The organism is Shewanella sp. Isolate7 (assembly GCF_022398425.1).
Lineage (GTDB): Bacteria > Pseudomonadota > Gammaproteobacteria > Enterobacterales > Shewanellaceae > Shewanella.
In genome coordinates, this window is sequence record NZ_JAKEVJ010000104.1 from 1 (window position 1) to 14,184 (window position 14,184).

Consider the following 14,184-nt stretch of genomic DNA (forward strand, 5'->3'; position numbering starts at 1 on the left):
CAAGCTCTCTTAGCCGGGCCATGAGTGATGCATCCATGCCTCCGAATTTAGCCCGCCATTTGTAAAACGTCGCAGAGCTCATGCCATGTTCGCGACACAGTTCTGTAACCGGCGCTCCGGCTTCAGCTTGTTTAAGGATCGACATGATTTGGCTGTCGGTGAATTTTGATGTTTTCATAAAGAATCTCCTGCGCATATGGTACGAGAAAATTCTACTTTTGACGCCAGTTAATTTAAGGGGGGATTACCTTCGAGTGAAACAGTTGTTAGGTGGGAAATTAAGTCTGAGAAACTACAACGCTCAAGTTGGCGAGACTTGCGCTATGATCAAAGCGCTGAACAAGCTTACAGGGCTAGGGAAGGTGCGAATAAGTCCCGTGCTTGCTCTGCGTGTGCTTAAAGTGGATAGATGCTAGGCACAGTTTGCAGCGAATGGCCCTAGTCCTTCGCAAGAACTGTAACGCAGCAAATACCGCTGTAAGCCTCGCCCTGCGGGGCTTTGATAGCAACACCATTTCGGCGTTATTCAACTTCAGCAGGCCTCGGCATGCCCTCAGTTGAATGCCTTGAACTGTCGCTGCTATCAAAGCCAGAGCTGTGCNTGCTTGCTCTGCGTGTGCTTAAAGTGGATAGATGCTAGGCACAGTTTGCAGCGAATGGCCCTAGTCCTTCGCAAGAACTGTAACGCAGCAAATACCGCTGTAAGCCTCGCCCTGCGGGGCTTTGATAGCAACACCATTTCGGCGTTATTCAACTTCAGCAGGCCTCGGCATGCCCTCAGTTGAATGCCTTGAACTGTCGCTGCTATCAAAGCCAGAGCTGTGCGACGACTTGTTCGCACCTTCCCTAATACTGTAACCACGCATACGCATTGTTTCTTGAACACCGATTAGAAACGGGCTTTTTAGACTCATGATTACCTCACTCCTAAGGCGATGTTTATTTATACAGTATTATTTGATATTTCCGAATATTAAGGAAAATAGTGAAATAATTTTGCGCGTTTATACACCTACTAATCCGTATAATTCATTTTTATCAATCAGTTATGTGTTGACCACTACAGTTGCTTAAGCACCTGAATGACTTTCTGGATATGTTCAGGGTCATTTGGGATAGATAAATGTAGGTCGAGAGGATGTAGTACGATGTCGAGTTGTGACTTACCGACATCAACGCCGACATTGATTTCAGTTTGGTTTTTATGGTTGTTCATTATAAGCTTACTCTGCCTTGCTATACGGGCTCGAGGCCCCAATGACTGTTCGAGTTATTGCTAGGAGTTATGCAGCGCTACCCACTTGTTACCGGTCTAACGCCGACATTGATTTCAGTTTGGTTTTTATGGTTGTTCATTATAAGCTTACTCTGCCTTGCTATACGGGCTCGAGGCCCCAATGACTGTTCGAGTTATTGCTAGGAGTTATGCAGCGCTACCCACTTGTTACCGGTCTCTCGTAAGAGGAGCCGCCATTCAATCGAGCTACTGCATAAAGACCCTCAACGGCCATTGAGGGTGGGCCTCCAATTTACCCTAAAATGGAACGGGATTAACCATACAAGCATTTAAGGCAAGGTTTTAAGGTTTTCGGATGCAGTGCTAAAAAGGTGTCTGTTCGAGTCGTTTAAGGCGCATTTAGTTAATTGAGGGGAGAGGGCGCAAGCTGTTGGCTCGCTGTAGAGTGAGAAGAGAGCAGTTTGTCAAAGCTTGCCTGCTAGCTGTGTGTGAGCTGACTTAAAACAAGTTTTGGCTGGGCGACGCGAGACAGCGCCAGACTCGGTTTGGAGTCTGTCGCTGTCGGTGGATTTTACGCTAAGGCTTGGCTTATGAGCGCTTCTTCCACAGCATGACGCCGGCGACGATGATCACCAAGGCGATGATGGGGAGTAGGTCGTTAAGGTGGTGGAACAGACCTATGCCATTGTGTCCTGGGTGTGCCCAAGCCGCTGCAGGAAGAAGGCTAGCGAGTAGTAGTGAGGCTTTTTTCATTGTAATACTCCATATATGTTTGGTTTTATTCATCGGTTTCTAGCTCTAGTTGCATCAGCAGCAATTCTTCCCCTTCGATGATGCGGGTCTCATAGCTGTGACAACTAGGACAAATGACACTTCGTTCTTTAATGGTATGAGTGCTTTGGCAAGCCTGGCACTCGAGCACCAATTCTTGATGTAGAATCTCCAGTTCCGCCTCTCTGGCGCGTCCCTCCAGCTTGAAGGTTTCAAACGCCGTCGCCAGTAGGGCGGGTTCGACGCCGCTTAGGACGCCGATTTTTATCACCACCTTAGTGATCCTGCTCGCCTGATTGGCGATGGCGTGCTGTTCACACTGTTCCAGCAGGGCGGTGACAATCGAATACTCGTGCATTAACAGATCCTTGGCAGTAGTTCACCCTGGGGTAGGTCGAGGTAGCGGCTGCTGCCCCATGGGGTCTTGAGCACCACTTTACCCGGATAAGTCTCTTCCACATGACCTATGATGGCCGCCTCTTGGCAGTGGCCGTAACGCTTGATGATCTCCAGTGCACCCTCGGCAATCTCACCCGGTACCGCCAGGATGAAGGTGCCTTCGTTGGCTAGATCATGAGGCTCGAAGCCATAGAGCTCGCATAGGCCTTTGACCTCGTCGCAAACCGGGATCTTGCTCTCTTCGACACTGATCCCCACCTCGGAGGCGCTGGCCCATTCGTTGAGTACCGCTGCCAGGCCGCCACGGGTGGCGTCGCGCATGGCATGTACCTCTATGTTGCAGGCGATCAGCTGCTCGACCACGGGCCAGAGGTTGGCGCAGTCGCTGACCAGCTCTGATTCCAGCGAGAGCCCCTCACGGGCCATCAGGATGGCGGCGCCGTGACGGCCGATGTCGCCAGAGACCAGTATGGCATCGCCGGGACGCAGGTTTTTCACCGAGATCTGTGGCTTCAACACGCGGCCTACGCCAGAGGTGTTGATAAACAGGCCATCGGCGCAGCCCTTAGGCACTACCTTGGTATCGCCGCAGACGATGCGGGTGCCGCTCTTGTGCAGCTCCTCGGCCATGCTATCGACGATGGTTTTCAGATCCTTGATGGCAAAGCCTTCTTCTATGATGAAGCTGCAGCTCAGATACTGAGGTTCGGCGCCCATCATGGCGAGATCGTTGACCGTCCCGGCAATGGCGAGCTTGCCTATGTTGCCACCGGCAAAAAACAGCGGCGAGACGGTGAAGGAGTCTGTGGTAAAGGCGGCCTGACCCTCGAAGTGGAGCAGGGCGGCGTCTTCTTCACTCGCCAGGATAGGGTTGTTGAAGGCCTTGAAGAAGATCGACTTGATCAGACGATTCATCTCCTTGCCGCCACCGCCGTGACTGAGTTGTACGGTTTTTTCATTATCGGCCATGATTAGACTCCGTTATAGCGGTAATAGGCGTTGCAGGCGCCTTCCGAGCTGACCATGCAGCTACCGAGCGGCGTTTCCGGGGTGCAGCCGCGGCCGAAGACCTTACAGTCTTTGGGCTTGGCGATACCCCTGAGGATGTCGCCACACTGGCAGGCCTTGTGATCGTCGATATCGGGTACGTTCAGCTTCTCACGGTAGATCACCTCGGCGTCGCGGTGGGCAAACTCTGGCTTTAGCATCAGGGCGGACTCGCCCAGCGGCCCCAAACCGCGCCAACGGAAATGCGGCCTGATGGTGAGGTATTGATCCACCTTCTGCTGGGCATGGACATTGCCTTCCTCGCTGACGGCGCGGCTATATTGCACGTCTAACTCGGCGACGCCATCGACCTTCTGCTTGACGATGCGCAGGATAGATTCCATCACATCCACGGGCTCAAACCCAGATACCACTACGGGTGTGCCGTATTGGGTCACGGCCGGGCGATAGAGCTTGGCCCCCGAGATCACGCTCACGTGAGCCGGGCCGATAAAGGCATTCACCTTGGCCTGGGGATCGGCCATCACGGCGTCGATGGCCGGCGGCACCAGCACGTGGTTGATATGAAACAGCAGGTTATCTATCCCTTGCTGCTCGGCCTGTTCGATCAGCACCGCCGTCATGGGCGTCGAGGTCTCGAAACCTATGGCGAAGAAGATCACCTGCTTGCCTGGGTTTTCCTTGGCGATGGTCAGGGCATCCAGCGGGTCGTAGAGGGGGCGAATATCGCAGCCCTTGGCGCGAAACTCCGCCAGGCTGCCGTTGGAGCCGGGCACGCGGATCATGTCCCCCAGGGTCACCAAAATCACGTCTGGCTGTGAGGCCAGGATGGCGGCGTGGTCGATGCGCTCTTTGGGCATAACACACACGGGGCAGCCGGGCCCATGCACAAATTCGATATTATCTGGCAGAAGCTGGTTGAGGCCATATTTCATGATGGTGTGGGTATGACCGCCGCACACCTCCATGATGTAGATGTTGCCGTCGTGCTTGGCGGCGTGCAGGGCGATCTCCTTGGCCAAATTGTGTATGGTCTCGGGATCTCTAAAGCCCTGATATAGCTGCTTGAGCGCTATCATGACTGGGCCTCCTGCTCATTCATCTTTTCGACGATCTCCTGATACAGGGCCAGGCTCTGTTCGGCGTCGGCCTTATCTATCTTGTTCATTACGAAGCCAATATGGATAAGCACATAGTCGTCGAGTGCCAGCGGCTCATTCATCAGGTGGCTGCTGACCTTACGCTTGACCCCCAGGGTCTCGACGGTGACCGCCTGCTCGTCGGGATGCAGTGCCACAATTCTCGATGGTATAGACAAACACATGATTAAACGCTCCTGTGGCTATTGAGCCATTCCACTACGGCGCGCATGCTGTCGCCATCTTTGATGGAGGTGGTGATCACCTGGGCGTCAGGGTTGAGACGTTTGACCTGGGCCCTGGCTTCTTCGACGCTAAAGTCGAAGTGTTGCAGCAGATCTGCCTTAGTGATCAGTACAAGGTCGGCCTTGCGGAACATTACCGGGTATTTCTCAATCTTGTCGTCGCCCTCGGGGACGGAGACCAGCACTATGTTGTAATGGGTGCCCACATCGTAGGAGGCGGGGCAGACCAGGTTGCCGACGTTTTCCACGAAGCAGATATCCAGCGGGGCCAGATCCACGTGATGCAGGGCGTCGTGCACCATGAAGGCGTCGAGGTGACAGGCCGAGCCGGTCTGGATCTGAAAGGCGGGGATCCCCTTGGCGGTGAGACGGTCGGCGTCACGGGAGGTCTCTAAGTCACCTTCGACCACGCCATAGTTTAGGTCTGTGTACTCTTTGAGGTGTTCAAGCAGTGTGGTCTTGCCGCTGCCTGGGCTGCTCATCAGGTTGAAGGCGGTGATATTGTGGGCCTCGAAATGGGCACGGTTATGGGCCGCTTCGTGGTCGTTCTTGTCGAGGATCTTATGGATGACAGACAGGGTCTTTTTATCATTGAGCTGAGGATTGCTACGAACCGTGCCGTGGTCGTGATGATGGGAATGACCGTGTGCGTGGCTATGATCATGCTCATGGCTGTGATCGTGGCTGTGATCATGGTGGTGATCATGCTCATGGCTGTGATCTCGGGTAATAGAGCAGCCGCAGTCTTTACACATAATGAACTCCATAAATCTAAGGCGTTTATGCCATTTTGCGCTAGGGACCCGGCGACTTCATTGACCCGGGTCAGTTTTAGGCAAAGTCCTGTTAATCAAATTGGCTCAAACCGTTAGCGGAATGCGTTTTCCGTCGACGTTTGCGCCTCTTTATCTTGGTGAATGGCGTACCAGAGTTGCCCCAGGGCAATGCCGCCATCGTTAACCGGTACCTGATGTGAATCCAGCACCTTAATCTTAGCCATGCTCAATCGTTTACGTGTCTCGCTGAGCAGATAGCGGTTTTGAAATACGCCGCCGCAAAGCGCCACGCTCAGGGCGCTATGTTTACGCGCGCAGTCGGTCACCGCCTGTGCCAAGGCGTTCATGAAGGCGCGGGCGATAAGGCTTATGCCATCGGGCTTGTCCTGCCAATGCTGCAAGGCATTCACCATCTGCTCCCACAGGGATGCCAGCTGCCAGACCCCATCCTCTTCGGTCAGGCTAAAGACAATGCCTGATCTGCTGAGCTGCACCGCGCTGATCTCGTTGGCCTTGGCCTCAATCAACATGCCGGCTTGGCCTTCAAACTGGGTGGTTTGCATCAGGTTCAGCAGGCAGGCGGTGGCGTCGAACAAACGGCCGATGGAGCTGGTCATCTGGGTGGCGACGCCTTTGTGCCACAGGGTATGCAGGTTGCCGATAAGGCTCGTGGGTAACTCGCTGAGCGCCTTGAGTGGCAGGTTTTTAAGCGTTTCAGGCGAGTAGCGCTCAAACAGCAACGCCAGCATGATACGGCGAGGGTCTTTAATGGCCTGCTCGCCGCCGATCAGCGCCATGGGGCTAAGATGGGCGACGCGCTGATAACCGGACACATCGGCGATCATGGCTTCGCCGCCCCAGAGCTGGCGCTCCTCGCCGAGGCCCGTGCCGTCGAAGCTAAAGCCCAGCACCTTATCGCTAGTCTGGTTGACGGCCATGACGCTCAGGATGTGGGCATAGTGGTGCTGCACCTGAGTACAGGGGATGCCTAGTGCGTCCTTCTGCGCTAGCGCCCAGACTGTCGAGGCGTAGTCGGGATGTTTGTCGCTCACCAGATGTTTGGCACTGAACTGGTACAGACGCTTAAAGGTCGCCAGGGTGTCGATAAAATATTGCTCCGCCTCCAGGCTGAAGAGATCGCCGATATGGGGGCTGAGCACCAGGTTATGATCAAACCCGAAGGCGATGCTGTTTTTCTGCTGGGCGCCCACCGCCAAGGTTTCCTGAGGCACGGCCTGTGGCAGCGCCAGGGTCAGCGGCGCATAACCGCGCGCCAGACGAATGACCTGTAGCTTGTCATCCACCATCTGCACCACGCTGTCGTCGCAGCCGTTGAGGATCTCGCGGTTGTGATCCAGCACGGCATCGACCACCTCGCCAAGCAGCGCGAAGATATCCTCTGCGTGTGTGATGATGGGCTCACCGCTGCGGTTAGCACTGGTGGCCACCAAGGGGCGGTTGAGCCTAGTGAGTAGCAGCTGGTGTAAGGGCGTATAAGGCAGAAACAGCCCGAGTCGGTCGATGCCGGGGGCCACTGCCGGGCTGAGCAGATCGCAGCTGGGCGATTTTTGCAGCAGGGTGATGGGCCGCTCGGCGCTTTGCAGCAGTTGCCACTCGGCGTCACTGCCCGTCGCCAGCTTCTGGGCCATCTCAACTGAGGCGCACATCACGGCAAAGGGCTTGGCCGGGCGCTGTTTGCGTCTGCGTAGTCGCTGCACCGCTTCATCATTGGTGGCATCGCACACCAGATGAAAACCGCCCAGTCCCTTGATAGCCAGGGTCTTGCCCTGGGCAAGTAGTTCTACCGCCAGATCCAGTGCGTCGTTTCTTTCTGCCAGCGGCATTTGCCCTGCGTCTAACAGACGCAGTTGCGGGCCGCAATCTGGGCAGCTTACCGGCTGGGCGTGGTAGCGCCTGTCCAGCGGGTCTTGATAGGCCGCGGCGCAGGCATCGCACATGGCAAATTCGGCCATGGTGGTGTTGGGCCTGTCGTAGGGCAGGGCGCGGATCAGCGTGTATCTGGGGCCGCAGTTAGTGCAGTTGGTAAAGGGGTACTGGTAGTGGCGGTTGCTGGGGTCCATGATCTCATCGAGACACGCCTGACAACTGCTCTTGTCGCTCGATACCGCCACCACAGCCTTGGCGTCGGCCTGGCTGTGGGTGATTTCGAAGCTGTCACAGGCCTGTAGCGGGATCTCGGTCTGGCTTAGGCTGTCGATGCGCGCCAAAGGCGGTGGTGTTTCGTTAAGCGCCTCGACGAAAGCCTCGATGGCCTGGGCTGTGCCCTGCAGCTCCACGGTGACGCCCTTGCTGTGGTTGAAGGTCAGGCCCAGCAGGCCAAGCTCGGTGGCCCAGCGGTAAACGAAGGGGCGAAAACCAACCCCCTGGACGATACCTGTGATGTCCAGCCTGACTCGCTTGGTCGCCTCGATGGACGCTTGCAGCTTGGCAGACATGCTATAGCCTACGTTTCTTCAGCATTAGGGCACCGATAGCATGGTTGTTGCCATCAATTTCCAACTGCTGGTTGTGTTTGAGGGGGAAGTTTTTGCCTACACGTAGCGCGACGCGCTGACACAATACCGGGTTAGCCCATTCGCTACCGGCCAGAGCCACCGACTTGACCCCAAGGTTAAGATCCAGGTGTTCAATCCAGTTGGCCAGGTAGTCGGCGAAGGAGTCGTGCATGCCAAAGGCGAGTTTCTGGCTGTCCCTGTCGTCGGCCAGACGGAAGCTGATCAGCGTCCCCAGCGTCTTACACCAGTTGAGGCTGCGATAGGCCTCGCCGCGGGTAAGCGGATAGTCGATGCGCGGCGAGTTGCTGCCTCTATGGGCCTGGGCGGCGGCCATCAGGGCGTCGTTGAGATCGCCTACACTCAGGGAGCGGCTCTCGAGGCCCAAGATCACCGCACCAACGGCCCAGAGGGCGCTCAGGCTATGGCGTTCGGCGGGAAGTTTCAGGTCCAGCAGCCTTAGGTAGTCCTCGGGATAACGCTGCTTAAACTTCTCCAGCACCTTGCGCTGTGGGCTCTGCTCCAGCTGATGATAGATGTCGTAACCAGTCTCGGGCAGCTCGGGCAGGGCGAAGAAACGCTCGGCCTCGCATTTACCGTCCAGGGTGTAGATGTGCCCGCCATGATCGCGGCTGAGATAGATGATGGCGCTGTGCTTACCTAAGCCGTGTTCGAGATTGACGCTGTGCAGGGCGCACAGTGCCAGCTCGTCATCACTCAGGGTACTCGGCGTCATTGCGCCGCGGCGCGTCTTCACATCGCTGCCTTGCTCAAGTAAGTAATGACCACCCTGTTTGTCGCTGTGGCTGGCGTAGTAACTCGTGTCTTTACCGTTGAGCAGCACATCGTCATGTAGCGGCTGCTTGGGTGAGTCGATGCGCAGGCTTTTTGGCGAGCAGTTGTAGATCTCGGCCCACTGGCCGTCGATATAGGCTAGCGCCTCACACTGGGCGGGATCATTCAGGTAGACCCAATCTGTGCCATGCTGGCGTAGGTGCTCGGCCAGGATCACCAGCAGGCGGTTGTAGGCAAAGCAGAGATCGTACAAGGGCTGCTTGAGTTTTGGATGATCTTTGATGGGCCGTACGCAGATGAGGGGTTTCTCTATGCTCGACAGTGCCAGCACCTGAGGATCGCTGAGGTGGAACTGGGCATTTAAGGTGTTGGGATTACAGATCAGCAGGCGAGGGCGCGCCGGGCCGTCAATAGGGCTAAGGCTTAGATGAATGTCGCCTGCCAGCTTGAGCTCGCCCTGGGTGAGCAGGCGCTGATACATGGCCTGAATATCGCCTGCGGTGAGGCCGCGATACGCCTCATGGATGCGCTGCTCGCCGTGGCAGCAGTCGCAGCCGAGAGCCAGTTGGCCAAATGCGGCTGCCTGATTGTCGCCAAAGTGGGGCGCGCACTGCTGGCAAAACTCCTGAGTTAATGGCTGGGTTGCCAAGGGCTCGGTACTGCCGCTTGGCGCATCGACCAGGGCGATGCGCGAATCGGTGAGCCAGACTGAGATGAGAAAGTCCTGGGCTATCTCATCGGCCAGGGTTTCCAGCTCGCTCTGTTTGCCCTCGGCCTCGATAAAATAGGCGCCGCCCTGGTAGCCGATATGGATGTTTAGTTCACCATAATTTAGGTATCGGTTACATAAATGCGCGTAAAGCGGCACCTGCCGTGAGCAGGTAAATTCAAATTTGATTGTCTTCATCTAGGGTTACACCGCGCTTATAAGAATCTGGAATGAGCGTTTCTATAGCCAAGTCGTTGATGCGTTCGATCTCGAATCCGAGGGACTTGAAATGGGTGAGTATTGTCGTTTCCATCAGGGGAACGGCGGCGGCGACACTCGGGGTGAGTCCCAGTGTCATAGGTTCGAGTACGGTTGGCGTACAGCCAAGTACGAAGGTTTTCGGTCTGTCTCCGACCATCTCCATCATGGTCAATGTTTGTAACATCTCCACCTCATGTGCGCTTCCTTGCCAATCGATTTCACTGGGAGCCTTGTCGAAATCGAAAAAATAGACCTCTCCTGGGCCGACGCCGTGGGCGTTGACCGTATCTACCACCACAAGATAGTCGTATTTACAGATAATGGGAATTAGCCCTTGGGCTAAGGTGCCACCATCCATCACATCGAGTCGATGCGACGGATGGCTAAAGCGATAGTTTTCTTGCAGGTAATTGACAAAATGTACGCCGATCCCTTCATCGGCGTACAGCACATTACCAATACCGAGTAACAGTATTTTCATGGCGCCCTTATTTAGTGTTTCTTAGGATGGTAGTCATAGCCAGAGACGATGGAATCTACCGAATTATGTTTAAATCTGATGCCGGTCCAAACCGCCATATAGACGTGGATCACCACAAAGATAATAAACACCCAAGTAAAGTAATGGTGCCAGATCCGCACCTGGGCCAGGCCACCCATGGCGCTGGTTACCCAGGCTGCCATGTCAGCTAACATGCCGCCAAGGCCAAGATGATAGACGTTGGCGTAAAGTGCCAGACCAGTGATGCAGATCAGCACTGCAATCACAGACACGGCAAAGTAGGTGACAAACTGCAAGGGGCCATACACGCCTTTCTTGTCCAGGTGTCCCATCCAAAGATAGGACTTGAGCTGCACTATCCAGCTGTTGACGCTGGTGACGTCCTTGAAGGATCGCCGCTCAATGTCACTCTTACTGAAGAAGAACAGGTAGGCCCTGGCAATTGTGATGGCACACAGCACGAAGCCGAAGATCAGGTGAGCAAATCTTACCCACCCCTGTACCAACACATCCGTGCTGCTCGGCGCCACCAAAAACGGCCAGGCAATATAGAAGCCTGTTATGACAAGAACCAGTATGGAGAGCGCTCGCAACCAGTGAAAAATCCTGATCGCGGCGCTGAAGATAAAGGCTCTCTCATAGGGTACATTGGTTGTAGCCATGAGTTGCTCCTTAGTTATTGCCGTTTGGGTCGATACGGAACTCACCCAAGTCTTGACCCTTATAGTCCATCACATGTACCGAACAGGCCATACATGGGTCGAACGAGTGAATGATACGTATCACTTCCAGTGGTTTAGTCGGATCTTCCAGCTTGAGGCCTAACAGCGATGCTTCATAGGGACCGACCTTACCGGCTGCATCGACTGGGCCCGCGTTCCAAGTGGTGGGCACCACTGCCTGATAGTTCTCAACCAAGCCATTCTTGATGCGGATCCAGTGACTGAGCATGCCGCGTGGCGCCTCGATCATGGCGTGACCCACATACTCTTTATTGGGATCTATCTCTGGTAGTACATAGGTAGACTCGTCAACTAACAGGTTGTTAATCAGCGCGTCAAAGGTCTTGAGACCCTCTTCGGCTACAATCACTGTCTGCAGCATGCGCGCCGCGGTGCGACCAAGAGTGGTAAACAGGGCTTCAACCGGTAGGCCGGTGACTTCAAGCAGACCATTGACCGCATCGACGACGACTTTGTTGCCGCGAGCATAGCTGACCAGTAGGCTAGAGAGTGGCCCCACCTCTACCGGCTCGCCTTGGTAGCGAGGCGACTTCACCCAGCTGTACTTGCCGTCGCCATCAAGGGTTGGCAGCTTGCCATAGACGGTGTCGCGCTCCACAAAGCCAGTGTAATTAGGCACTGTGGTGCCGTCATAAGGATGTTGTGGTTCGTTGGCGTCATACCAAGCGTGGCTTACGTCTTCTTTAATCAGATCTGGGTTGATGTCGGTGACATTGGCTAGATCGCCATTCATTATAACGCCCTGATCGAACATATATTGGCCATCGGCTAATACGAAGTCGTTGGTGGCTAGGAAGTTCTTCACATTGACGCCGCCCAGCACGCTAGGCTCGCCGCCAAAGGCTTCGGCAGCCATGACGATATCCGCCTTATAGGCGCGATGGATAAAGTCGGTCACTATGGCATGCTTCTGTTTCCACTCCTGCAGACGGGCAGGGCTTAACATGTCACGTACCGAGGTGACACCACCGACCACCAGTGACTGAGGATGCGGCTGCTTACCACCGAAGATGGCCAGCATCTCGGCAGCGACACGCTGTACTTCAAGTGCCTTGAGGTAGTGAGACAGGGCAATTAGGTTTTGCTCAGGGGTGAACTTATAGGTGCCATTGCCCCAGTAGGCGTTGGCGAATGGGCCAAGTTTACCGGTTTCCACAAAGCCTTTGACGCGCTCTTGTACCGCACGTAGTTCACCTTCACCCGCAGCGATTGGCTTGTCGGTATACTTCAGGGCGACTTGTGCTGCTGCGGCAGGATCGGCACTTAGTGCAGAGACCACATCTACCCAATCCAGCCCGTGGAGGTGGTAGAAATGGACTATATGGTCGTGCATATAGAGCGAAGTCTGCATGAGCGAGCGCAGGTATTTAGCGTTTAGCGGGATCTTCACCCCTAAGGCGTTCTCAACAGCCTCGGTACCACAGCGATAGTGCGAATAGGTACAGACACCACAGATACGTTGTACGATAAGGCCCACGTCCATCGGCGTGCGGCCCTTGAGGATCACCTCAATACCGCGCCATAGGGTGGAGGAAGACCAGGCTTTTTGAATAACATTATTTTCGTCGACTTCGACCTCGATACGCAGATGGCCTTCGATACGAGTGATAGGGTCGATAACTACACGTTTGCTCATTGAATTAGTCCTCCTTCGAATTGGCAAATACGCTGGCAACAGCGTGAGCGCCGATACCTACAGCTGTGGCACCCAAGATCACTGCGCCGACGGTATCGGCCGTTGCGTCCAGTCCATGAAGGAGCTGTCTGCCAAGGGGTTTTTCAAAGTCGGCCATGTCGTCCCAGAAGTTAGGCTCAGAGCAGCCCATACATCCGTGACCGGCAAGAACTGGCCAACTGGTGTGGTGATTGAACCTTTCTGTGGGGCAGTTGTTATAGGTATAAGGCCCTTTACATCCCACTTTGTAGAGGCAGTAGCCCTCTTTCGCACCTTCATCGCCAAACTGCTCGACAAATTCGCCGGCATCGAAGCGACCGCGACGTTCACAGTTATCGTGTACACGTGCGCCATAGGCCCACTTAGGACGATTAAACATATCCAGCGCAGGCAGTTTGCCGAACATGATGAAGTACATAAGGGTACCGACAATGTTCTTCTCGCTCGGTGGACAGCCACCTAGGTTAACCACAGTCTTGTTGACCACTTTGTCGACCCCTTTAGCCCCAGTCGGATTCGGTGCAGCAGCCTGAACGCCACCGAATGAGGCGCAAGTGCCCACAGAGACGATGGCGGCAGCGCCTTCGGCAGCGTGGTGGATGATCTCAAGGCCAGTGTGACCCTTACAGCCAACGGTGAGGAAGGCACCGTTGTTGGCCGTGGGGATAGCCCCTTCGACGGCCAGCAGGTAGTTACCCTTGTAGGCTTCCAGTGCGTGTTCCAGGTTCTCTTCTGCCTGCCAACCTGCAGCAGCCATCAGGGTTTCATGGTATTCCAATGAAACATGATCAAAGATCAGCGAGTCGAGGTTAGGGGTATCGGCACGAACCAGAGATTCTGAGCAGCCGGTACATTCGGCCATGTGCAACCAGATCAGTGGCACCCGGTCGGCCAGCTCGGCGGCTTCGGCGACTAAGGTGCTAAAGGGGAGCGGTAACGCCAACATGGCGGTGACGGCAGCGCTCCATTTCATAAAGTCTCGACGGCTAATGCCATGCTCTTCCATCTTGTCTTGCAATGTCTGAGCATGACGAGGCGCCAAGCGACGTAACTCTTCGAGGCGTGCTTGGCCTTGTTGATATAAGGCGGCATGTGTGTCCATGGTTAACCCTTTGTTTTCATTTTGATGCGAAAATGTAGTGGCACGATTCAGTAACTTAGTTTATGCCTCAAATTCGGCGCGATTGTTGATGTATGTCAACATTTGTAAACCTTGTGATTAACAAGGGCTTTTAAGCTTGCCGTGATATGAGCTGGATCAAGTTTATTTAAAAACATGGGTCAAAATGTCCCAGTATGGCGGGTAAGACTGATCGGCTTCAAACTTTACTTCTGCTGTTCAACTATTTATTTTATTTGCTTATAAATAAAATTGGCCAAATCTTCGGCTTTTTAGGCCAACCTTATATAC

At 54.7% G+C, this 14,184-nt stretch carries 13 protein-coding genes; all 13 read right to left on the reverse strand.

Annotated elements, in window-relative coordinates; genetic code table 11:
* Positions 1-178: transposase (locus tag L1D47_RS18875; RefSeq protein WP_239886393.1), on the reverse strand; the 178-nt coding region annotated here is incomplete at its 3' end.
* Positions 179-1,825: 1,647 nt separating this feature from the next.
* Positions 1,826-1,990 carry a hypothetical protein gene (locus L1D47_RS18880; RefSeq protein WP_181006099.1) on the reverse strand — a complete coding sequence of 55 codons (165 nt, stop codon included), beginning with the start codon at positions 1,988-1,990 and terminating at the stop codon, positions 1,826-1,828.
* A gap of 25 nt (positions 1,991-2,015) precedes the next feature.
* Positions 2,016-2,366, reverse strand: a complete 351-nt coding sequence (hypA, locus tag L1D47_RS18885) for a hydrogenase/urease nickel incorporation protein HypA (protein ID WP_160793163.1) — start codon at positions 2,364-2,366, stop codon at positions 2,016-2,018.
* The gene (gene hypE, locus L1D47_RS18890; protein ID WP_239886385.1) at positions 2,366-3,376 is read right to left on the reverse strand and encodes a hydrogenase expression/formation protein HypE; all 1,011 of its coding nucleotides are present in this window, start codon (positions 3,374-3,376) and stop codon (positions 2,366-2,368) included. The genes hypA and hypE overlap by 1 nt, the downstream gene beginning before the upstream one ends.
* Before the next feature lie 2 nt (positions 3,377-3,378).
* The gene (gene hypD, locus L1D47_RS18895; RefSeq protein WP_041511458.1) at positions 3,379-4,494 is read right to left on the reverse strand and encodes a hydrogenase formation protein HypD; all 1,116 of its coding nucleotides are present in this window, start codon (positions 4,492-4,494) and stop codon (positions 3,379-3,381) included.
* Positions 4,491-4,739, reverse strand: coding sequence for a HypC/HybG/HupF family hydrogenase formation chaperone (hypC, locus tag L1D47_RS18900; protein WP_239886386.1), 249 nt, complete (start codon positions 4,737-4,739; stop codon positions 4,491-4,493). The genes hypD and hypC overlap by 4 nt, the downstream gene beginning before the upstream one ends.
* Positions 4,740-4,741: 2 nt before the next feature.
* A complete protein-coding gene (hypB, locus tag L1D47_RS18905; protein ID WP_239886387.1) occupies positions 4,742-5,554 on the reverse strand; it encodes a hydrogenase nickel incorporation protein HypB in 813 nt (270 codons plus the stop codon).
* A gap of 113 nt (positions 5,555-5,667) precedes the next feature.
* Positions 5,668-8,031: a carbamoyltransferase HypF gene (hypF, locus tag L1D47_RS18910; RefSeq protein WP_239886388.1), complete on the reverse strand. Its 2,364-nt coding sequence runs from the start codon at positions 8,029-8,031 to the stop codon at positions 5,668-5,670.
* A 1-nt stretch (position 8,032) separates the two neighbouring features.
* On the reverse strand, positions 8,033-9,790 hold the full coding sequence (locus tag L1D47_RS18915; RefSeq protein ID WP_239886389.1) for a NiFe hydrogenase: 1,758 nt from the start codon (positions 9,788-9,790) through the stop codon (positions 8,033-8,035).
* Complete coding sequence (locus L1D47_RS18920) at positions 9,771-10,334, reverse strand: HyaD/HybD family hydrogenase maturation endopeptidase (protein WP_041511454.1); 564 nt, start codon at positions 10,332-10,334, stop codon at positions 9,771-9,773. The genes L1D47_RS18915 and L1D47_RS18920 overlap by 20 nt, the downstream gene beginning before the upstream one ends.
* Positions 10,335-10,345: 11 nt before the next feature.
* A complete protein-coding gene (cybH, locus tag L1D47_RS18925; protein ID WP_239886390.1) occupies positions 10,346-11,017 on the reverse strand; it encodes a Ni/Fe-hydrogenase, b-type cytochrome subunit in 672 nt (223 codons plus the stop codon).
* A gap of 10 nt (positions 11,018-11,027) precedes the next feature.
* Entirely contained in the window at positions 11,028-12,734 is a 1,707-nt protein-coding gene (gene hyaB / locus L1D47_RS18930) for a nickel-dependent hydrogenase large subunit (protein WP_239886391.1), read from the reverse strand.
* A gap of 4 nt (positions 12,735-12,738) precedes the next feature.
* A complete protein-coding gene (hyaA, locus tag L1D47_RS18935) occupies positions 12,739-13,875 on the reverse strand; it encodes a nickel-dependent hydrogenase small subunit (RefSeq protein ID WP_239886392.1) in 1,137 nt (378 codons plus the stop codon).
* Positions 13,876-14,184: the final 309 nt, after the last annotated feature.